General features: G+C 64.9%; 17 protein-coding genes and 3 pseudogenes. 11 read left to right on the top strand and 9 right to left on the bottom strand.

The features are described 5' to 3' along the window. Positions 1 to 48: 48 nt before the first annotated feature. A complete protein-coding gene (locus AC3ANP_RS00750) occupies positions 49 to 1,269 on the top strand; it encodes a pyridoxal phosphate-dependent aminotransferase (RefSeq protein ID WP_488331486.1) in 1,221 nt (406 codons plus the stop codon). Between the two features lie 64 nt (positions 1,270 to 1,333). Continuing rightward, entirely contained in the window at positions 1,334 to 2,188 is an 855-nt protein-coding gene (locus AC3ANP_RS00745) for a PPK2 family polyphosphate kinase (protein WP_488331485.1), read from the top strand. Between the two features lie 12 nt (positions 2,189 to 2,200). On the opposite strand, the gene AC3ANP_RS00740 is transcribed toward AC3ANP_RS00745, so the two are convergent. Then, positions 2,201 to 2,443, bottom strand: coding sequence for an exodeoxyribonuclease VII small subunit (locus AC3ANP_RS00740; RefSeq protein ID WP_488331484.1), 243 nt, complete (start codon positions 2,441 to 2,443; stop codon positions 2,201 to 2,203). An 80-nt stretch (positions 2,444 to 2,523) separates the two neighbouring features. Further along, on the bottom strand, positions 2,524 to 3,810 hold the full coding sequence (gene xseA / locus AC3ANP_RS00735) for an exodeoxyribonuclease VII large subunit (protein WP_488331483.1): 1,287 nt from the start codon (positions 3,808 to 3,810) through the stop codon (positions 2,524 to 2,526). A gap of 217 nt (positions 3,811 to 4,027) precedes the next feature. Between xseA and AC3ANP_RS00730 the strand changes: the two genes are divergently transcribed. Beyond that, entirely contained in the window at positions 4,028 to 4,891 is an 864-nt protein-coding gene (locus AC3ANP_RS00730) for a hypothetical protein (protein ID WP_488331482.1), read from the top strand. 23 nt (positions 4,892 to 4,914) lie between these two features. Further along, on the top strand, positions 4,915 to 6,000 hold the full coding sequence (locus AC3ANP_RS00725; RefSeq protein WP_488331481.1) for a 4-hydroxy-3-methylbut-2-enyl diphosphate reductase: 1,086 nt from the start codon (positions 4,915 to 4,917) through the stop codon (positions 5,998 to 6,000). Between the two features lie 64 nt (positions 6,001 to 6,064). Here AC3ANP_RS00725 and AC3ANP_RS00720 read toward each other — a convergent pair whose 3' ends face one another. Next, positions 6,065 to 7,330 carry a DNA recombination protein RmuC gene (locus tag AC3ANP_RS00720; protein WP_488331480.1) on the bottom strand — a complete coding sequence of 422 codons (1,266 nt, stop codon included), beginning with the start codon at positions 7,328 to 7,330 and terminating at the stop codon, positions 6,065 to 6,067. 135 nt (positions 7,331 to 7,465) lie between these two features. Between AC3ANP_RS00720 and ychF the strand changes: the two genes are divergently transcribed. From ychF to AC3ANP_RS00695, 5 genes and pseudogenes are all read left to right on the top strand, one after another. Then, positions 7,466 to 8,551, top strand: a complete 1,086-nt coding sequence (gene ychF / locus AC3ANP_RS00715) for a redox-regulated ATPase YchF (RefSeq protein ID WP_488331479.1) — start codon at positions 7,466 to 7,468, stop codon at positions 8,549 to 8,551. Positions 8,552 to 9,239: 688 nt separating this feature from the next. Further along, a complete protein-coding gene (locus AC3ANP_RS00710; RefSeq protein WP_488331478.1) occupies positions 9,240 to 9,764 on the top strand; it encodes a hypothetical protein in 525 nt (174 codons plus the stop codon). 312 nt (positions 9,765 to 10,076) lie between these two features. Further along, positions 10,077 to 10,232 (top strand): annotated as a pseudogene (locus tag AC3ANP_RS00705) (IS481 family transposase); the annotation flags it as partial. A 345-nt stretch (positions 10,233 to 10,577) separates the two neighbouring features. Then, the gene (locus AC3ANP_RS00700) at positions 10,578 to 11,987 is read left to right on the top strand and encodes a trimethylamine monooxygenase (RefSeq protein WP_488331477.1); all 1,410 of its coding nucleotides are present in this window, start codon (positions 10,578 to 10,580) and stop codon (positions 11,985 to 11,987) included. 81 nt (positions 11,988 to 12,068) lie between these two features. Continuing rightward, a complete protein-coding gene (locus AC3ANP_RS00695) occupies positions 12,069 to 12,236 on the top strand; it encodes a hypothetical protein (RefSeq protein ID WP_488331476.1) in 168 nt (55 codons plus the stop codon). A gap of 301 nt (positions 12,237 to 12,537) precedes the next feature. Here AC3ANP_RS00695 and AC3ANP_RS00690 read toward each other — a convergent pair. Continuing rightward, positions 12,538 to 12,954 (bottom strand): annotated as a pseudogene (locus AC3ANP_RS00690) (DDE-type integrase/transposase/recombinase); the annotation flags it as partial. Positions 12,955 to 13,175: 221 nt separating this feature from the next. On the opposite strand from AC3ANP_RS00690, the gene AC3ANP_RS00685 reads away from it, so the two are divergent. Further along, on the top strand, positions 13,176 to 13,913 hold the full coding sequence (locus AC3ANP_RS00685; RefSeq protein ID WP_488331475.1) for a nuclease-related domain-containing protein: 738 nt from the start codon (positions 13,176 to 13,178) through the stop codon (positions 13,911 to 13,913). Positions 13,914 to 14,368: 455 nt separating this feature from the next. Here AC3ANP_RS00685 and AC3ANP_RS00680 read toward each other — a convergent pair. The 4 genes and pseudogenes from AC3ANP_RS00680 to AC3ANP_RS00665 form a co-directional block, all read right to left on the bottom strand. Next, positions 14,369 to 14,707 (bottom strand): annotated as a pseudogene (locus tag AC3ANP_RS00680) (thiamine pyrophosphate-binding protein); the annotation flags it as partial. 169 nt (positions 14,708 to 14,876) lie between these two features. After that, complete coding sequence (locus AC3ANP_RS00675) at positions 14,877 to 15,248, bottom strand: thiamine pyrophosphate-binding protein (protein WP_488331474.1); 372 nt, start codon at positions 15,246 to 15,248, stop codon at positions 14,877 to 14,879. Positions 15,249 to 15,418: 170 nt separating this feature from the next. After that, positions 15,419 to 16,648: an alpha-hydroxy acid oxidase gene (locus tag AC3ANP_RS00670; protein WP_488331473.1), complete on the bottom strand. Its 1,230-nt coding sequence runs from the start codon at positions 16,646 to 16,648 to the stop codon at positions 15,419 to 15,421. A 27-nt stretch (positions 16,649 to 16,675) separates the two neighbouring features. Next, positions 16,676 to 17,992: an MFS transporter gene (locus tag AC3ANP_RS00665; protein WP_488331472.1), complete on the bottom strand. Its 1,317-nt coding sequence runs from the start codon at positions 17,990 to 17,992 to the stop codon at positions 16,676 to 16,678. A gap of 113 nt (positions 17,993 to 18,105) precedes the next feature. Between AC3ANP_RS00665 and AC3ANP_RS00660 the strand changes: the two genes are divergently transcribed. Further along, positions 18,106 to 18,753 (top strand): GntR family transcriptional regulator, encoded by a 648-nt coding sequence (locus AC3ANP_RS00660; RefSeq protein WP_488331471.1) that lies wholly within the window; start codon positions 18,106 to 18,108, stop codon positions 18,751 to 18,753. Positions 18,754 to 18,929: 176 nt separating this feature from the next. On the opposite strand, the gene AC3ANP_RS00655 is transcribed toward AC3ANP_RS00660, so the two are convergent. Beyond that, on the bottom strand, positions 18,930 to 19,484 hold the full coding sequence (locus tag AC3ANP_RS00655; RefSeq protein ID WP_488331470.1) for a DUF3090 family protein: 555 nt from the start codon (positions 19,482 to 19,484) through the stop codon (positions 18,930 to 18,932). Positions 19,485 to 19,523: the final 39 nt, after the last annotated feature.

Raw genomic sequence — 19,523 nt, 5'->3', positions numbered from 1 at the left:
GACACGTCTCACAGCAGAAGTACATCCGCCATATGGCATATTTGATGGATGGCAGAATTCAAGCAGTCCACCAAGCTTCATAATGTCCTCTACGACATCCGTGGACCGATCCTTCAGGCCGCGCAGCAAATGGAGGCCGAAGGCCACCGGATCCTCAAGCTGAACATCGGCAACCCTGCCCCGTTTGGATTCGAAGCGCCGGACGCGATCCTGGTCGACATGATCCGCCACCTGCCGCATGCCCAGGGGTACAGCGATTCCCGCGGCATTTTCTCCGCCCGCACCGCTGTCTCGCAGTATTACCAGACCCGCGGAATCCAAAACATCCACGTCGACGACGTCTACCTCGGCAACGGGGTCAGCGAACTTATCACCATGTCCCTGATGGCGCTGCTGGACGGCGGCGACGAAGTGCTGATCCCCACCCCGGACTACCCGCTCTGGACGGCGTCCGTTGCCTTGGCCGGAGGCCGGCCCGTGCACTACCTCTGCGACGAGGACTCCGGTTGGCAGCCGGACCTGGAAGACCTCGAAGCGAAGATCACCCCGCGTACCAAAGGCATCGTGGTGATCAATCCCAACAACCCCACCGGGGCCGTGTACCCGGAGGAGACGCTCAAGAAGATCGTGGCCCTCGCCGAAAGACACGGACTCGTGGTCTTCGCCGACGAAATTTACGAAAAGATCCTGTACGAGGACGCCGTGCACGTGAACATGGCGGCCGTGACCGGCGACGACGTCCTGTGCCTTACCTTCAGCGGCCTGTCCAAGGCGTACCGGGTCTGCGGCTTCCGCGCCGGCTGGATGGCCATCTCCGGCCCCAAGAAGGACGCCGCGGACTACCTCGAGGGCATCAACCTGCTGGCCAACATGCGGTTGTGCGCCAATGTCCCGGCCCAGCACGCCATCCAGACCGCGCTGGGCGGCTACCAGAGCATCAACGACCTCATCTTGCCGGGCGGCCGGTTGCTGGAACAGCGGAACAAGGCCTACGACATGTTGAACGCGATCCCGGGGGTCAGCACGCAGCAGGCGCGCGGCGCGATGTACCTGTTCCCGAAACTGGACCCTGAGGTCTACCACATCCGCGATGACGAGAAGTTCGTCCTGGATCTGCTGCGCCAGCAAAAGATCCTCGTCTCGCACGGCCGGGCGTTCAACTGGGTCCGTCCGGACCATTTCCGGATGGTGACCCTGCCCGGCGTCAAAGACCTCGAAGAGGCGATCAACCGCATGGCGGACTTCCTGAGCCGCTACCAGGGCAACTAGGATTCGGGACAGCAGCGCCGGGGCGGATTAGCCGGCCGGCTGCCCGAACCGGAAAGAGGCTTTGATGGCGGCTATCGTCAACTTTGACAAGAATCCCTCCGACACCCTGGTCGTCGGCAAGAAGTTCAGCCTCCGCGACGTCGATCCGGGGTCCACGCCGGGTTATGCCGGCGACAAGGCCGCCGGAGAGGAGTTGCTCAGGGACCAGGACAGTAAACTGACCCGGCTGCAGGAACAACTCTTTGCGGAGTCCAGGTCAGGCGGCAAGAAGCGTGTCCTGTTGGTCCTTCAGGCGATGGACACCGCCGGCAAGGGCGGCATCGTCAACCACGTGATGGGCCAAATGGATCCGCAGGGCGTGCAGTTGAAGTCGTTCAAGGCGCCGACCCCGGAGGAGCAGTCTTATGACTTCCTTTGGCGGATCGAAAAAGAGGTGCCGGCGGCTGGCATGGTGGGGGTTTTTGACCGTTCGCACTATGAGGATGTCCTGATTCACCGGGTGCACCGCTGGGCCGATGCCCCAGAGCTGGAGCGCCGCTACCGGGCCATCAATGAGTTCGAAGCCCGGCAGACGGCCGCCGGAACGAAAATCGTCAAGGTCATGTTGCACCTGAGCCGTGACGAGCAGCAGGCACGGCTGCTCGCCCGGCTGGAAGACCCTGCGAAGAGGTGGAAATACAGCGGAAACGACCTCAAGGAACGGGCTTTCTGGGACGACTACATGGACGCCTACCAGGCAGCCTTCGAACAAACCAGCACCGAGCTTGCACCCTGGCACGTGGTGCCGGCGAACAAGAAGTGGTACGCCCGGATCACTGTCCAGCAGTTGCTCCTGGAAGCCTTGGAAGGACTGGCGCTGGAGTGGCCGGTCCCGGACCTCGACGTCGAAATGGAGAGCGAGTTGGTGCGGCGCTCCTAGCCGGCGGCTGGTTTAGCTGTCGCCGGCGGCGTGCTCCCGGGCAGCGGCGAGGCGTTTGCGCGCGCCTTCGAGCCACGATTCGCACCGCTTGGCGAGGGCTTCGCCGCGCTCCCACAGGGCGAGCGACTCTTCCAGGCTGGCGCCGCCCGCCTCGAGCCGCCCCACCACGGCCACCAACTGCTCCCTGGCTTCCTCGTAGCTCAGTGCGTCCAGGTCCGCGTTGGGCGTCGGGACCGCCTTGTTCTCGGCTGCCATTGTGGTTCTCCTCTTGTTTGTGTCCCGGTGGTTTTGCCTAACGGCGCCGGAAAGTTGAATATGGGGGCCACGCCGGCCGGTCAGTCTGCGGCCGATTCCGGCGCGCCGGTGGAACGGGCGGAGAAACTACCGCCGGCCACGCGGACGGCCAGGTCGGTGCCGGTGGGCGCCTGTTCTGGATCCCGGACGACAACGTGCCCGGCCAGGCCAGCCCTTCCGTCGTCGAGCTGCACCACGGCATAGCCGCGGTCCAGGGTCTTCTGCGGCGACAGTGCGCGCACCTGTGCCTTGAGATGGACGAGCTGGTCTGCGGCCCGGACCACTGCGGAGTCGATCGCGGCGTGCGAACGCCGCTTGAGCCGTTCGACGTCGTCCCTCCGGGTGGTGACCATGCCCTCGGGTGCCGCCAGTACCGGGCGGGAACGAAGTGATGCAAGACGGTCCGCTTCGCGTTCCACCAGCCGCGCCGTTCCGCGGCGGAGCTGGTCACGGGCCTGCCGGACCCTAGCGAGCTCCTCAACGACGTCGGGCACGATCCGCTTCGCGGCGTCAGTGGGCGTGGAGGCGCGCAGGTCTGCGACGTCGTCGAGGATGGGGCGGTCCGCCTCGTGGCCGATGGCGCTGACGACCGGGGTGGCTGCGGCAGACACTGCACGAATGAGTTCTTCGCTGCTGAACGGCAGCAGATCCTCCAGCGCGCCGCCACCGCGGGCGATGACGATGACGTCAACCGCCGGATGGGCATCGAGTTCCCGGAGCGCGCCGATGACCTGTGCCACTGCGGTGTTGCCCTGCACGGCAACCTCGCGGATTTCGAATTCGACGGCGGGCCAGCGCAGCGCCGCGTTGCGCAGCACGTCCTTCTTGGCATCCGAGTCCCTGCCGGTGATCAGTCCGATCCGGTGGGGGAGGAGCGGGAGACGCTTCTTACGGGAGTCGGCGAAGAGACCCTCCGCCGCCAGGGCCTGGCGGAGGCGTTCGATCCTGGCCAGCAGATCTCCGAGGCCGACGGGCCGGATGTCCTTGACCGACATGTTCATCCGGCCGGTCTTCAGCCAAAACTCGGCCTTCAGCAGGGCCACGACCCGGGACCCGCGCTCAAGCGGAGTGGCCTGGCGGTCCAGGACGCTGGTCCAGACCGAAGCAGGGAGCGAAATTTCCGCGTCAATGTCCCGGAGGGTCAGGTACGCGTTGGTGCCGCGCCGGTTCAGCTCTATGACCTGTCCCTCGACCCACGCGGCGGGGGCGCGGTCGATGTACATCTTGAGGTTCTGGGAGAGCAACTGCAGGGGCCAAGGGTTGTCCGGGCTGGTGCCGGCCGCTGTGGCAGGCAGGGTTGTGCTCGCTGCGGCGGTTTTTTCAGACATGCCGGTGGCCGCCGAGGGGATGTGCCTGGTGCAGATGCTGGCGCATGTGGAGTGGGTCCTTCGAGTGGTCCTTCAAGTGGTCCTTCAAGTGGAGGGGATCTGCTTCAACTCTATCCATAGCAATACCAGCAGGCTCTGACGTTTCGCCGTCCGGCTTTTCGAATCACGCAAAGGCGCCCGTAGGATGGCACTACTCCCAACCCCCTAGGAGACTTTCGTGCGCACTTTTGTCTCGGCCGTCGCAGTCCTGATCGGCCTGGCAATGACCGCTGTCGCTGTCCCGGCCATCTGGGTGGACCGCAACATCGTCCAAGAGGACGGGTTTGTCGAGCTGACGGCTCCGCTGGGCAAGGATCCGGCCTTCCAGCAGCGGCTGGCGTCGGCGGCCGTAAGCAACATTGGCTTCGGCAGTCAGCAGCTTCCGGACGCGCTCGCCGCAATGGTCCGGCCGATTCTGGACGAAGCCGCGAAGTCTCTGACCGCGGTGCCGGGCTACCCGGACGCGTGGGCGGAAACCCTGCGCAAGAGCCATCGGCTCAGCTTCGCCGACCCGCGGACACTGCCGGCCGACGCCGACGGCACCACGTCGCTGACGCTGGATGTCGCTCCGCTGGTGGCGCTGGTGGTTTCCCGGGTCACGGAGGCGTCGCCCGTGCCGCTGAAGGCGCCGGACGACGTGGACATCAACATCGGCCAGTCCAACCAGCGCCAGCTGATCGAACGCGTTTCGGCGTACGCCCCGATGGGTTCGGCCGTAGCCGTCGGAGCGGCGATCGCCTTCCTCCTGGCATTGGTGGCGGCCCGCCGAAAATGGACCGTCCTGGCCGGTGCCGGGATCGGTGCCCTCATCCTCGCCGCGCTCTGGAAGCTCGGCGCGGACGCGGCAGGGCGTGCAGTCCTCGGCTCCGCCAGCGGCAATGATGTGGCGGGAATCTTCAAACGCGAATTTGTCGCGGCGTCGACAACGGGCTTCGGCCAGTGGATTCTTGCGGCTGTGGTGGTGGGCGTGGTGTTGCTGGTCGCCGGCGCAGTCCTTCGGGCGGCAGGTTCCCTGCGCCGGCGTCCGAATGTCCGGGCCTGAGTATCCCCGGTAGCATTGAGGACATGACCTCCACCGCTGTGTCCATTCCGATGCCCTCCGTTCCGCGTCGTCGGCGAACGCCGGAGGACGTCCTGGCTGCCGCGCCCGTTGGCGGGCCGAAGAGGGTGCTGCTGGCGGCTCCACGCGGCTACTGCGCCGGCGTGGACCGGGCTGTCATTGCCGTGGAAAAGGCCCTCGAGCACTATGGCCCGCCGGTTTATGTTCGCAAGCAGATTGTCCATAACGTCCATGTCGTGAGCTCCCTCGAAGAGAAGGGCGCAATCTTCGTCGATGAGACCGATGAGGTTCCCGAGGGAGCCCTCGTTATCTTTTCTGCCCACGGGGTGTCTCCCGCGGTGGTGCAATCCGCCGAGGACAGGGGACTGCGCACCATTGACGCCACCTGCCCGCTGGTCACCAAGGTGCACCGCGAGGCCGTCCGCTTCGCGAAGGACGACTTCGACATTCTGCTGATCGGCCACGACGGCCACGAGGAAGTCGAAGGAACAGCCGGTGAGGCGCCCGAGCACATCCAGATCATCAACGGGCCGCACGAGGTGGACAAGGTCACGGTGCGGGACCCCGAGAAGGTCATCTGGCTCTCCCAGACCACGCTGAGCGTAGACGAGACCATGGAGACGGTTCGGCTCTTGAAGGAGCGGTTCCCCACCCTGCAGGACCCGCCCAGCGACGACATCTGCTACGCGACGACCAACCGCCAGGTGGCCATCAAGAAGATCTCGCCCCAGGCCGACCTTGTGATCGTCGTCGGCTCAGCCAACTCCTCCAACTCGGTGCGGCTCGTGGAGGTGGCGCTGGAATACGGGGCCAAGGCGTCCTACCGGGTGGACTTCGCCAACGAAGTCGATGAGGCCTGGTTCGAGGGCGTCGCCACCGTCGGCGTTACCTCGGGCGCGTCAGTACCCGAGGTTCTCGTCAAGGACGTGCTCCGGCTCCTGGCCGATTACGGCTATGGCGCCGTGGAGGAAGTGGTCACCGCCGAAGAGGACCTGCTGTTTTCCCTGCCGAAGGAACTCCGTGCCACGCTGAAGCAGGCCGGAGACGTCTCCCGGGCCCTCGGCGGCCGAGGGACGCGCCCGGCCAAATAGTGCTGGGCAGTCGCTGCCGGGTCCGCGTTTGACCGGGCTCGCCCGGGTGCCGTCCGCGGCCCCACTACGCTGCTGACTCTTCTTGGGCTGCTGAGTCTTCGGCGGATCCTTCGCCGCCGAGTGGGGAACCGTTGCCTGGCTGCAGTTCCGGAGCCGCCACCGAGCGTGGCGTCACTTCCACGGCGGCGGGCGCCGCCAGGCCGGTGGCGTCCAGGGCGTTGAGCTTCCGGGCTGTCGGGAGCACCCGGGCCTCCAGGGTGCCGACCAGCGAGTTGTACCGGTCCACCGAGGTCTTCAGCGACGAGCCCAGCTTTGTGACGTTCTCGCCGAGAGTCCCCATCCGCTCGTAGAGCTGCTGCGCCAGTTCGAAGAGCTCCCGCGCACTGTCGGTCAGGACGTCCTGCCGCCAGGTGAACGCCACAGACTTGAGGACCGCCAAGAGCGTTCCGGGCGAAGCCAAAACCACGTTGCGGGACAGCGCGTAGTCCAGCAGGGCCGGGTCCGCCGTGAGCGCGGCTGCCAGGATGGACTCTGCCGGCAGGAAGCAGATCACGAGCTCCGGGGCGTTGCCGGGAATGTCCCAGTACTTCTTGTTGCTCAGTGCATCGACATGAGCCTTCAAGGCTTTGGCGTGGCCTGCGAGCAGTGACTGCTGGCTGTTCGGGGTGCCCCGGCCGGCAGCGCCGCCGCCGGACATGCCAAGCTCCTGCGCCTCGAGGTACGCGGTCAACGGAACCTTGGCGTCGACCACCAGCTGCTTACCGCCCGGGAGCTGCACCACCAGGTCGGGCCGGACGGTGTTCTCCGAACCGGGGCTGTGCAGCTGCTCGTGGAAGTCCACGTGCCGGAGCATGCCGGCCGCCTCCACCACACGGCGCAGCTGCACTTCTCCCCACTGGCCGCGGGCGCTGTTGGAGCGCAGGGCGGACTCGAGCGCGTGCGTGGACCTCAGCAGCTGCTCGTCGGAGAGCCGGGCCTCCTGCAGCTGCTGCGCGAGCTGGCCGTACTGCTCCAGCCGGTCCCGTTCCAGCAGTGCGACCTGCTGCTGTACCGAGGTCAGCTTCTCCGCCACGGGTGCCAGTGCGCGCAGGACGCTGGCGTCCTGAGTTCTTGCGTCTCCAAGCTCGCGGTTCTGTGCGGCGAGCAGGCGGCGTTCGGCGTCGGCCGCGGCGAACTGGGCGCTGACGTCGGAGAGCCGCGCGGAGACGCCGTCGAAGTCCTCCTCCAGGGCCGCCGCCCGGCGCCTGGAGACGATGAAGGTGAAGGCGGCGCCGGCAACGGCCCCGATCAGCAGCATGAGCAGGGCAAGAATGAATCCGAAAGCGTCCATGGATTCACTCTGGCACGGGGCACTGACACTTTCCGCGAGGGGCTCACCGGCTTGTGCGCCAACTGCCTGTTCGGCGGCGGGGGCGGGACGGCGCCGTGGGCGGACCGGACCGGTTTACCGGTAGAATCTATACTCGTGGCTCTTACTATCGGCATCGTCGGACTGCCCAACGTCGGCAAATCAACTCTTTTCAACGCCCTGACCCGGAACCAGGTGCTGGCGGCGAACTATCCGTTCGCCACCATCGAACCCAATGTCGGCGTCGTGAACCTGCCGGACCCGCGGCTGGAGAAACTGGCCGCCATCTTCGGTTCCCAGCGTCTGCTCCCCGCCCCGGTGTCCTTTGTGGATATCGCCGGCATCGTGAAGGGCGCCTCCGAGGGTGAAGGCCTGGGCAACCAGTTCCTCGCGAACATCCGCGAGGCCGAAGCGATTGCGCAGGTCGTCCGCGTGTTCGACGACCCCGACGTCATCCACGTTGACGGCAAGGTCGACCCGCAGTCCGACATGGAGACCATCAACACCGAACTGATCCTGGCCGATCTGCAGACCATCGAGAAGGCCGTCCCGCGGATCGAAAAAGAAGTCAAGATCAAAAAGCGTGAGGCCGGCGAACTGGCCGCCGTCAAGGCTGCGCAGGCGGTGTTGGAACGCGGTGACACGATCTTCTCCTCAATCAAGAGCGACAAGCTCGAGATGGAGCACCTGAAGGAACTCGGCCTGCTTACGGCCAAGCCCTTCATCTACGTCTTCAACGCGGATGAGGGCATCCTTGGCAGTCCAGAGAAGCAGGACGAGCTGCGTGCCTTGGTGGCTCCCGCCGACTGCATCTTCCTTGACGCCAAGCTGGAGGCCGACCTCGTGGAGCTGGATGAGGAAGAGGCGCGCGAGATGCTGGAGATGAACGGCCAGGACGAGTCCGGTCTGGACCAGCTGGCCCGCGTCGGGTTCCACACGCTGGGGCTGCAGACCTATCTCACGGCCGGCCCCAAGGAAACCCGCGCCTGGACCATCCGCCAGGGTGACACGGCGCCCCAGGCGGCCGGCGTGATCCACTCGGACTTCCAGCGCGGCTTCATCAAGGCGGAGGTTGTCTCTTTCGACGACCTCATCGACGCCGGGTCGATGGCCGAGGCGAAGGCCCGCGGCAAGGTCCGGATCGAGGGCAAGGAATACGTCATGGCCGACGGCGACGTGGTGGAGTTCCGCTTCAACGTCTAGTTCCTGACGCTCATTCTGTTCAGAGGCCGCCCGGTACGTTCGAGTACCGGGCGGCCTCTTGGGATCATGTGGCGAACGGGGCTGGGAGTCGCCGGTCAAGCAATCTGTAACGGCACGTCATTCACCGACGTTCCTAAGCCTTCATCTCTCTGACCCTGCTGGACGGGACGCGTGGCGGCGTTGTCGAAGGGACGCTTTCCAGTCAGGCCCGGACGGAACGTGTCCATGCCTGAGGGCTGGCTCCGCCTCGCGATGATTGGACATGTCCTCCTTTGGAGGACAGGACGAGACAGAATGTCTAGATGTCCAGCGGGCATCGTCGACAAACGAGCATGTCCCACCCGCAAAGAGAATAAGAGCGTGCATGTCCTCTTGAACGGCTCACGAGTGGACATATCCCAGATGAAGGGTGCTGGGTATGGGCATGCCCAGTGGATCGAGGCGGCCAATGGGCATGCGTGTCCGCCGGGGAGGGGCGCGAGGGGGCAGGTCCGCGGGAAGTGGCTGCAAACTGCGGCTGCGACGGAACCACCTATGCCGGAGGCCCGGTCCGGCGACGCATCCGGTGGCACCTCCTCTTCGATGCCTCGCGGCTCAATGTCTGGCGACCGTTGATCCGTGGCCCCAAGTTATCCACATGTGGCAGGATTCTGGGCTGGGAAGCATGCTGTCCGCTCAAAATCGTCGTATGGGAATCAGATACTACGCATACGCGTTTGAGAGCGACCAGACCGAGAAGGCACTTGCTGACCCCCTCACCGTGATCGGCTCCGACCCGCTCGCTGACGCGTGTGGCCTCGAACCTGGCTTCACGCAAGGCGTCACAAACTTCCGGCAGTCCCTGCCGGAGCGCGACCTCCTCTACCTCGACAAGGCGTGGCCGTACCTGCAGCGGCTCACGGCTCCGCGCTCTTCGGATGCGGCAGCCAGAGCGGCCTACCGAATGTTCGAAGGGCAGGTGACCTACGCCGACGATGGTTTCACATGGCGCCCCTGGGTGCGCGCACTTCCGCCTCACGAGGTCGCGCTGATCGCCCGGGATCTTGAGACGACCAACGACCACGACATCAAGGCCAGCCTAAGCGGGTCCTACTCGTCTGGTCGGTTGTTGGAGTCCGAGTCGGCCTATGCCACCGCGTTCCTGCATAGAGCCAGAGGCTTCGTCCGCTCGGTGGCCTCGGACGGGCGCGGATTCGCCTACATGATCGGTTGACAACGGTTCCGCAGCAACGGGTCCACGCTGGATGTGGTCATGACGGCGTTCCATGAGCCCGTCAAACCCCAAGAGGTTATTCCCTAACGGAACGTGGTGGAGTTCCGCTTCAACGTCTGGTCACCGTCTGCGCCCTGTCCGTCCTGGTCGTGTTGGCGTTCATTCATCGACACAGGATAACCGGTTGGCAAACGCGCACAACCTGTGCCGGGAAAGCTGCAAAGCCTAGCCGAATTAACCGCGGACGTTAGTGACAGACGGCGTGGATAGGTGACAAAAAAGAACCTCCGCGGTGGAGAGGGGCTTGTCTGGAGTAAGTTCTCCTGGCTGGACCGTGCCAAGGGACGGGTGATCCGACGCTGCGAACACGAGAAGCCCGGCGACATATCCACGTTCGACATTGAAACAGGGACCGAAGCCAGTCGCCGCCCAGGCTACGCCTACCTGCACAACGCCGTGGATGACCACGTGGTTCTGCACTCCCCCTTTTGACTTATCCACAGCCCGGATGAGCATAATGAAAGGGGACCGCCGAGCTTACTGGATCGCAGGCGGACCGCTCGGGACAGTCATTCAGGACCGTTTTCCTCCTAGTAGCAGAAAACCGTCGCCCTTTCTCCCACTGCAGGCACAGGCTGGCAGGGATTGATTATCGGGGCCCGGCGCGCAGGCGCGCTGGCAGTGTCATTGAAGAGGCCGTTCGCGGCCGTGCGCCTTGCGCCTTCTGCGGTACGGCACGTGTGCCTTACGGCCACCCTCTTCCCTCCGAGCGTCGATTCTGATGGAGAAGATCCAACGAACAAGGAGATAGGCATGGCATTGCGAGTCGGAATCATCGGGGCTGGGCCCAGCGGTATGGCGCAGCTGCGGGCGTTTGAATCGGCACGGCAGGCCGGAGCCAGCATTCCTGAGATCATGTGCTTCGAAAAGCAGGACGACTGGGGCGGCCAGTGGAACAACACCTGGCGGATCGGTCTGGATGCCTTCAGCGAGCCCGTCCACAGCAGCATGTATCGGCACCTGTGGTCGAACGGCCCGAAGGAATGCCTGGAGTTCGCGGACTATACCTTTGATGAGCATTTCGGCCGTGCGATCTCGTCTTATCCCCCTCGTGAGGTCCTCTTCGATTACATTAAGGGCCGGGTGGATAAGTCCGATGTGCGCAAGTATGTCCGGTTCAACACGGTGGCTCGGTGGGTTTCTTATGACGCACAGGCGCAGGAATTCACCGTAACCGTCGAGGATCTGGCCGCCGAGGCTACCGAGAGTCACGTCTTCGACAAGCTTGTGGTCTCCACCGGGCATTTCTCCTTCCCGAACGTCCCCGAGTTCGAGGGCATTGGCAGCTTTCCCGGCGAGGTGCTGCACGCGCACGATTTCCGCGGCGCTGAACGTTTCGCTGGCCAGAACATCCTGCTGATCGGCAGCAGCTACTCCGCCGAGGACATCGGCATGCAGACCCACAAAATGGGCGCGAAGTCCGTGACGTTCAGTTACCGGAGCGCGCCGATGGGCTTTGACTGGCCCGAGAACACGGTGGAACGCCCCCTGGTGACACGTTTCGAGGGCAGCACGGCGCATTTCAGCGACGGCACTACCGGCGACTTCGACGCCGTGGTCCTCTGTACTGGTTACCAGCACAAGTACCCGTTCCTGCCGAGTGAGCTGTCGCTGAAGTCGCGCAACGTGCTCTACCCGGGCGGTCTTTACAAGGGTGTGGTGTGGCAGGACAACACCAACTTGTTTTACCTCGGCGCTCAGGACCAGTACTACACGTTCAACATGTTCGACGCGCAGGCGTGGTTGGCACGCGATGTGATGTGTGGCCGTATTGAGTTGCCTGACGCTGAGGAGCGCGCGGCTGACATCGCGGTCTGGCTGGAGCGGCAGGACGCCCTGGCGACTCACGATGCTGAGGCGGATTATCAGACGGACTATCTGCGCGAACTCATCGCGCTGACGGACTACCCGGAGTTCGATCTGGACACTGTTTCCGCGCTGTTCAAGCAGTGGATGCGTGACAAGCAGGACGATATCCTCGGCTACCGGGACAATGTGCACCGCTCGGTGATGACAGGCACGATGGCTGCGCGGCACCACACTCGTTGGATCAATGCCATGGATGACAGCCTGGCGCGCTACCTGCAGGGTCCGTCGGAGAATGTGGACACGAGCGCCCTCACTGCCCTCACCGCGGTGACCTCCGCAGGACAACACAGGTAGGCTCCAAGACGTCCGCTTGAAGAGATCCAACGGATGACGCTGGGAAAGTCGGGGTTTCAGCAATCGCTGCAACAGCGGACCATGAGACCAGCCAGCCCGGCAACGAACGAAGGGGTGCGCGGCGTCAATGGTGCGAGAACGGCCGGCCGGGCACCCCTCTGGCCCGAGGACATGACTCTTACGTCGCGGGCCGCGGCCCTGCTCGACTACGCGGTCGAGAAGCTCGGCTCTTACGGTCGCGGAACGTAGTACAGAACGCAGCCGTTCACGATGGCGCAGAGGTTGTTCGGCTACGGAACGTGGTGGAGTTTCGCTTCAATGTGTAGGTCCCGACCTCCCTGAAACCTGCTGCGACGGCCGCTAAGAACACGCGTCCTTGGCCGCCATCGCTTTTGCGAACTGGCGCCGTGGATGTCGCAGGCATCCCGCAGTACCAAGAAGCTCCCAAGCCACGGACTGCGCGCTCGTTGCGGTCTAGGCACCTGCACCCGGCAGTTTTGCGGCAAATGGGACTGCCCCGGATTTCGTTGACTCTCGGGGTTGAGTGTTGTTAGGCGGCTTTGAGGCCGGTATTGATTGTCTCAAACTCGACGAGGGTGAGCCGACCGAGGCGCCGCTGGCGGTGTTTCCGGTGGTAGGTTTTCTCGATCCAGGTCACGATGGCCAGACGAAGATCGGCCCGCGTGGACCATCGCTGGCTGTCCAGCACGTTCTTCTGCAGGAGCGAGAAAAACGAATCCATCGCGGCGTTATCGGCGCACGCGCCGACCCGTCCCATCGATCCTTTCAGCCCGTTGCCCTTCAGCGTCCGCACGAAGGCATTGGAGCGGAATTGGGATCCGCGGTCGCTGGGCACCACGGTTCCTGCCGGCTCCCTGAGTGCTATCGCGTTGTGGAGGGCCGAGACAGCCAGGGACCCTTTCATCCGGGAATCGAGGGAGTAGCCCACGATCCGGTTGGAATAGACTACCGAGTCCCTCGCCCCGAAAGTTTAGCGCATTGTTTTTCCTAGACACCCTCGTCCTTCCCAGATTCGACTAGGGTTCGTTGCAGCTGGGCCGTCGGGCCTTAGTACATCTGGGATAAGGGAGCCCCATGACGTCTGAATTTGCGTCGCAGCGATCTGGGTCAGGCAGAGATTACACCGTTAGGCGCGTCGGGGTGAATGGCCGCGTTGCCGGGCAATCCGTGATCGAGAAGCTCCTGGCCGATCGGAAGGGCCTGCCTCCACGCTCGTTGCTGAGTCGTTTTTTCGGTGCCGACCCGCTGACTCCGGACAATTATCCCTGGTACAAGGGAGCTCTCGGGGAGCTAGCCGTCGGGCAGATCCTTGAACGGTTAGGTCCAGACTGGACAGTCCTGCACGCCGTGCCGGTCGGCACGGGTACATCCGATATTGACCACGTGCTGATAGGTCCGGCCGGCGTATTCACCCTCAACACCAAGAACCACGCCGGGCAATCCGTTTGGGTTGCAGGCCGGACCCTGATGGTGTCGGGCAAGAAACAGCGCCACCTCTACAACGCCAGCCACGAAGCCGCCCGCGCAGAGAAACTCCTCACCCGCGGTCTGAATGCCACAGTTGCGGTCACCGGTGTTGTAGTCGTCGTTGCCCCGAAGATCATGACGGTCAAGGAGAGACCCTCCGACGTTGCTGTGGTCACGGACCGGCAGCTCCTGCGGTGGCTCAAAGACCGCCCACCCTTACTGACGCCCGGACAGATAGCAGCGATTAGGGCTACAGCCATACGCCCCGGGACGTGGCACCGGAATCCGCCGGCCGTGGTGGACCCTGCGTTCCTCCAGCACGAATTCGCCAGGCTGCGATCTCTCGTGGACGGCGCGCGCCGCCGCCGCGCGGGATGGCTCCTGGCCCTTCTCCTCGGGGGCCCGCTTGTCCTGGCCACCCTTTCTTCCCACTTCTGACTCGACACGATTACCCTGGCAAAACCAAACGCGCGGATGCCGGGTCCCTTTCGGGCGGCGGTCCATCGCATCCCCGGCGTTGGCCAGACCCCAAGATCTGCCTCTCCGTGCTGAAAGTGTGTTCCGACCATGGTGAGGCTGTCCGGGGCGGGCAGTTCGAAGTAGTAGTTGGGCCAGCCGAGGAAGTGCCCGCCGTCGGTCACGACCTGCCGGTTGACCGGAAGGATTCTGTTGAGCCGGGAGATGGCCGTGCGGGGATCGAGCCGTCCGTCTGCCGCCGGGCTCAGGCCGACATCGCGGCTGTACGTCAGCCGGGAGTCGCGCGCTTCGGCGGCCATACCGTCCCATCGTTCCCGGGCACTGGGAGTTGGCGGAAGGATGTCGAGAAGAGGTGTGGCGACGGTGTGCGCATCGCCGTGGATGAACCGGTTCACGCGGGGGTTTGTTGGGGATGGTTCGATGTCAATCTGGATAAGGGTGGCATTGGGGGAGAACTGAGCGTCGAATGCGATAGTGAACTGGTTCAGTCCCACGCCTACGGCCAGGACGACGTCGGCCTGTCGGATGAGTTTGGAGCTGTCTTCTGAGGCGAACCCTCCGCAGACACCCAGGTCCCATTCCCGGCCGGAGAAGGTTCCGCGGGCCGGTGCGGAACTGGTGGTCAGGGCGCCGATCCGGTCGGCCAGCTCTGCAAGCTGTGCGGCGGCGTTTCGGGCGCCTCTGCCGACGAGGACGAGGGGGCGGCAGGCGGTGGCGAGGAGGTCGGCGGCCTCGGTGGCAGCTTGGCCGTCCACGGGGACGACGGCAGGTTCAGGCAGTGGTGAGTGCTCCCAAGGAATTTCTTCGTCGTGGCGTCCGCGGCGGCGACGTCGTAGGGGATAAAGAGGACCACCGGGAGGCGCTCTGTGGTGGCTGTTTCGAAGGCCCGGCGCGTGGTGGCCCGCGGGGTTTTCGCGTCGACCGTCAGCGTTTGCGCGCCGACGGCTTCAGCCATTGCCGCCTGATCGATGTCCCACGCTCTGGGTCCGGGGGTCGGCTCGCCGCCAACCACGAAGACGAGGGGGTGCGGGCCATGGCGGCCTCGGCCAGCGGGGTTAGTGCGTTGGTATAGCCCGGGCCGTAGGTGGTGGTGGCGACCGCGATGTTGCGGCTGATGCGGTGGTAGGCATCGGCGGAGGCGACGGTTCCCGCCTCGTGGCGCAGGCCTGTGATCCGGACCCGGCCCTGCCGGGCGAGGGCATCAGTGAAATGGGCGTTGCCGTTGCCCATCAGGGCGAAGACTTCGGCGGTGTGGACGGCGACGGCGTGGGCGACGGCAGCGGAAACGGTGGTCATTGAGTGGTCCTTGGGTTATTGGAATGGTGGGATTTCCGCACCCGGCCGCCGATGCCCGCCGTCGGGGCATCGGCTCGCCTGTTGCGACGCGTTCGCTTGGACCGGCCGCTGTGCACTATGGGGGCGGCACGACTCACCCCGCCAGTCTCTCAGTCGGCCCTGGGCTCCTTTTAGGGGACATGCCCTCGCTCGGGCTGTGTGCGCAGCAGATGCGGTCCCAGGTCCTTGATCGCTGCGGCACCGATGAGCTGCATGGTCACCTCAATTTCCTTCGCGAGCAGTTCGATCACCCGGGTGACGCCCTGGCGCCCGCCGGCCATGAGGCCGTAAAGGTAGGCCCGCCCGATGAGAGTGAAGTCGGCGCCGGCGCAAAGCGCCGCGACGACGTCCGCCCCGGACATGATGCCCGAATCGAGGATGATCTCCACCTTGTCCCCGGCTTCGGCCCGCACCTCGGGCAGCGCGCGGAGCGAGACCGGCGCGCGGTCGAGCTGCCGCCCGCCGTGGTTCGAGACGATGAGGCCGTCTGCCCCGGCATCGAGCGCACGGCGGGTGTCCTCGGCCGTCAGCACGCCCTTGACAAACAGCTTCCCGTTCCAAACGGACCGGATCCATTCGAGATCTTCAATCGAGAGCGTCGGATCGAACATCGAGTTAATGAGCGTCGGCAGGTCTTGGCTCGCCCCGGACAGCGACGCGAACGTGAGCGGCTCGGTGGTGAGGAAGTTGAACCACCACTCTGGCCGGTACGACGCATCGAGGACGGTCTTGAGCGTGAGCTTGGGCGGTATCGCCATACCATTGCGCGCATCCCGGAGGCGCTGTCCAGCGACAGGTGTATCCACTGTGACGAGCAGGGTGTCGAAGCCCGAGGCCTCGGCGCGGCACAGCAGATCGAGCGACTTCTGCCGGTCCTTCCAAAGATACAGCTGGAACCAGCGCCGGCCCTCGGGTGCGACTTCAGCAACCTGCTCGATCGAGCGCGTGCCCATGGTGGACAGTGAGAACGGGACGCCCGCCGCGGCGGCAGCGGTTGCGCCCCCGTCCTCGCCTTCGGCGTGCATGAACCGCGTGAACCCGGTCGGCGCAATCCCGAACGGCAACGACGAAGACCCGCCGGCGATCGAGGTCGTGAGGTCCACCTTCTCGGTCCCGTGCAGGATGCGGGGGAGAAGTTCGACGGCGTCAAACGCCTCACGGGTCCGGCTGGCCGTGAGCTCACGCTGGGCGGCGCCGTCCACGTAATCGAAAGCGGGTGTGGGCGTACGGCGCTTCGCGATCGAGCGAAGGTCCCATACATCTGCGGCGTGGGCGAGGCGTGCGGCCCGGCGATCCAGGGTCGGCAGGTCGAACTTCAACAGCGGATGAAGTTCACTCACTCGGGGGAATTGGCGCTTCATGGTGGTACCTCCAGGGTTGTGTGGAAATCAGGCAGCGGTGGTGCCACGTCCCCGGGCCAGCAGCACGGCGATGACCGAGGATGCACAGCATGTGGCAAGGAAAAGCGCCGCCGACCACGTGCTGCCCTGGGCGGCCACGATAAGGGCACCTGCAATGAGGGGGCTCAGGCCCGCAACAATCGCACCGTTGAGCTCGCGTGCGAGCCCCACGCCGGAGAAGCGCCGCTCGGGCGGGAACAGATTTGTCAGGAACGCGCCTTGGGCGCCACTCGTCATGGCGATCACGACGCCGTACCCCACTGCGATAGTGGCCGTCGCCACCGCGACCGATCCGCTCGTCAGGGCCGCGAACAGCGGGAACGCAAACAGCGCACCGGCCGCGGAGCCGATCGCGAGTACACGGCCAGCTCCGAAGCGGTCGGCAGCCCAGCCGCCCACGGGCGTCGCCACGACGCCCGCGAGGGACCCAATGGTGACGGCGAGCAGCGCGTCAGGGCGGCTCATCCCCACGCCGGGAGAGGCCATAAACCCGATCGCGAACACTGCCATGATGTAATTCAACGCATTGTGGCCGGTGATGGAAAAGAATCCGATCAGGACAGAAATTGGGTCCTTGCGCAGGAGCTCGACCACCGGCAGCTTGCGCTTGCGGGCCTCGTTGGCGTGCTCGCTCGCCTGGCGGTATTCAGGCGTCTCCTCCAGTTTGGAGCGGATGAACAGGGCCACGAAGAACAGGACGGCGGAGGCGAGGAACGGGATGCGCCATGCCCAGTCGAGCAGCGCGGCGTCGCCGGCGGAGGAGGCCCAGAGGAAAGCGACCGTCGCGAGGGCTATGCCGGCGGGCGGCGTCGCCAGCACGATGGCGGTGAAGAAGCCGCGCCGCTTGACGGGGGCGAACTCGGCTACGAGCGTCATGGCTCCCGCAAGTTCTGCGCCGGCGCCAAGGCCCTGTAGGAGGCGCAGCACGACAAGAAGGAGCGGGGCAGCAGCCCCGATGGCGGCAGGGGTCGGCAGAAGGCCGATGCCCACCGTCGCGGCGCCCATGAGCAGGATGGTCAGGACCATCGCCGGCCGGCGGCCGTGGCGGTCGCCCAGATGCCCGATCAGCACCCCGCCCAAAGGTCGGGCCACGAAGCCGACGGCAAAGGTAGCGAACGCGGCCAGCGATGCATCCGGGCCAGCGAAAAATAGTGGCCCGATGACGAGACCCGCTGCTGCGCCGTAGAGCGCGTAGTCGTACCACTCGATGAGCGTTCCGAGGGTGGCGGCGAAGAGCGCACGCCGAGCGCCAGGGGTGAGCCTAGCGGGACTGGGACTGTTGGCAACGACGGTGTTGCTAGTCATGGTTCCTCCTTGGTAGGGGACGCGAAAGTACAACAGGAATGCCTGAAATATATTTCTAGCACGTAGTGATATGCTTCACAAGAATCTTCGAGGGGAGGACCGTGGCCGAGTCGATGACAGATAGGGTCGCCGGTGCCCTGCGCCACCAGATCCTCGCCGGGGACCTGGCCCCCGGGTCCTTGGTGGTCGAGCCCAAGCTTGCCGAGGAGTTCGGCGTCTCGAAAACCCCAGTGCGGGAGGCGCTGCGCCTCCTGACCACGGAGGGCCTCCTGACCGTGCTCCCTAAGAAGGGCTACCTTGTCGTGACGATGAGCTCACACGACGTCGCCGAGGTCCTGGACCTCCGCATGCTCCTCGAGCCGCATGCGTGCGCCAGCGCCGCCGCCTATGCAGACCACGCCCTGCTAACCACGCTGCGGGAGCTCCTAGACAAGCAGCGCGAGAAGGCCGTGACTGAGCCGCTCGTCAGTATGGAGCACGCCTCCTCGTTCCACCGGGCCTTAGGCCGTGGCGCCCGAAACCGCCGGCTTGACGAGTTCCTGGCCCGATGCCTCGACGAGACCTCCCGTGCCTACCGCGTGCTGCCCGGCCTTCACGCCCACCTGGCAGCAGAGCAGGAACTCGTGGAACACGAAGCCATCTACACGGCCGTGGCCGCCGCCGACGGCGCAGGCGCGGCCGAGGCAATGCGCACCCACCTGCGCAACGTACGGTCTGCGATGGCCCGTCAGTTCGAGCGGCCGAGCGACCTCTGGGCTTAGCGTTGCATACCTATTCAAACCAAAAAATCAGCGAACTTACCCGGCTCTCTGAAAAATCAGTAAGGCGTGATATTTCCCGCGCCCTGGCAAAGCTGGGACTTAAACGGAACCTTTGGACAGCCAAAATCACCTAGGCGGCGGGGCCGCTGGAACACCGTCCTGCATCGATTGCTGCATCAGACCTCGGGAAAGGTGCAGACATGTCCGTCTGCGTCCATGGGATGACCGCAGAGCGGGCACGTCGGACGCCCGGCGCCGACGATCTCACGCGTGCGCTTGGCGAATGCGCGGGCGGTACCGACCGGCATGCGCACCAGCAGCACCTCGGACTCGCCCGTCCCGTCGCCAGCAATTGATTCGTCAATGTCATCAGCATCGTCATCGTCGAGGGGGTGGGCCTCGATAATGAGCTGGGCTGTGGTTGGGTCCCAGCCCAAGCTCATGGCCCCGGTGCGGAACTGCTCCTGAACGGCGTCGAGCTGGTCATCGTCCACAAGTTCGGGGGGAGTGCTCGTGGGAATACTGAAGGGGTTTCCCTCTACGGTGATGAGCTGGTCGAGAACTTCGTCGACCTTCTCCGCAAGCAGGGCAGCCTGCTGCTTCTCCAAGGCAACACTTACGACCTGCGTCCCTGCGCGCACCTGCAGGTAGAACGTGCGCGCCCCCGGAAGGCCGATGGTGCCAACGACGACCCGGTCAGGCCAGGCAAACTCATGAAGACGTGCAGGCATGTCAGTATTCTAGGCGCATGGGGGTTCGCGGCGCCTCGG

Source organism: Arthrobacter sp. JB02-1C (assembly GCF_057748045.1).
Note: the sequence above shows the minus strand (reverse complement) of the source record. Positions and strands in the feature narration are given on the sequence as shown.

Coding starts and splice junctions, on each gene's coding strand:
- AC3ANP_RS00750 (WP_488331486.1), top strand. CDS start 49: ATGGCAGAATTCAAGCAGTCCACCAAGCTTCATAATGTCCTCTACGAC.
- AC3ANP_RS00745 (WP_488331485.1), top strand. CDS start 1,334: ATGGCGGCTATCGTCAACTTTGACAAGAATCCCTCCGACACCCTGGTC.
- AC3ANP_RS00740 (WP_488331484.1), bottom strand. CDS start 2,443: ATGGCAGCCGAGAACAAGGCGGTCCCGACGCCCAACGCGGACCTGGAC.
- xseA (WP_488331483.1), bottom strand. CDS start 3,810: ATGTCTGAAAAAACCGCCGCAGCGAGCACAACCCTGCCTGCCACAGCG.
- AC3ANP_RS00725 (WP_488331481.1), top strand. CDS start 4,915: ATGACCTCCACCGCTGTGTCCATTCCGATGCCCTCCGTTCCGCGTCGT.
- AC3ANP_RS00720 (WP_488331480.1), bottom strand. CDS start 7,330: ATGGACGCTTTCGGATTCATTCTTGCCCTGCTCATGCTGCTGATCGGG.
- AC3ANP_RS00710 (WP_488331478.1), top strand. CDS start 9,240: ATGGGAATCAGATACTACGCATACGCGTTTGAGAGCGACCAGACCGAG.
- AC3ANP_RS00700 (WP_488331477.1), top strand. CDS start 10,578: ATGGCATTGCGAGTCGGAATCATCGGGGCTGGGCCCAGCGGTATGGCG.
- AC3ANP_RS00695 (WP_488331476.1), top strand. CDS start 12,069: ATGAGACCAGCCAGCCCGGCAACGAACGAAGGGGTGCGCGGCGTCAAT.
- AC3ANP_RS00675 (WP_488331474.1), bottom strand. CDS start 15,248: ATGACCACCGTTTCCGCTGCCGTCGCCCACGCCGTCGCCGTCCACACC.
- AC3ANP_RS00670 (WP_488331473.1), bottom strand. CDS start 16,648: ATGAAGCGCCAATTCCCCCGAGTGAGTGAACTTCATCCGCTGTTGAAG.
- AC3ANP_RS00665 (WP_488331472.1), bottom strand. CDS start 17,992: ATGACTAGCAACACCGTCGTTGCCAACAGTCCCAGTCCCGCTAGGCTC.
- AC3ANP_RS00660 (WP_488331471.1), top strand. CDS start 18,106: ATGACAGATAGGGTCGCCGGTGCCCTGCGCCACCAGATCCTCGCCGGG.
- AC3ANP_RS00655 (WP_488331470.1), bottom strand. CDS start 19,484: ATGCCTGCACGTCTTCATGAGTTTGCCTGGCCTGACCGGGTCGTCGTT.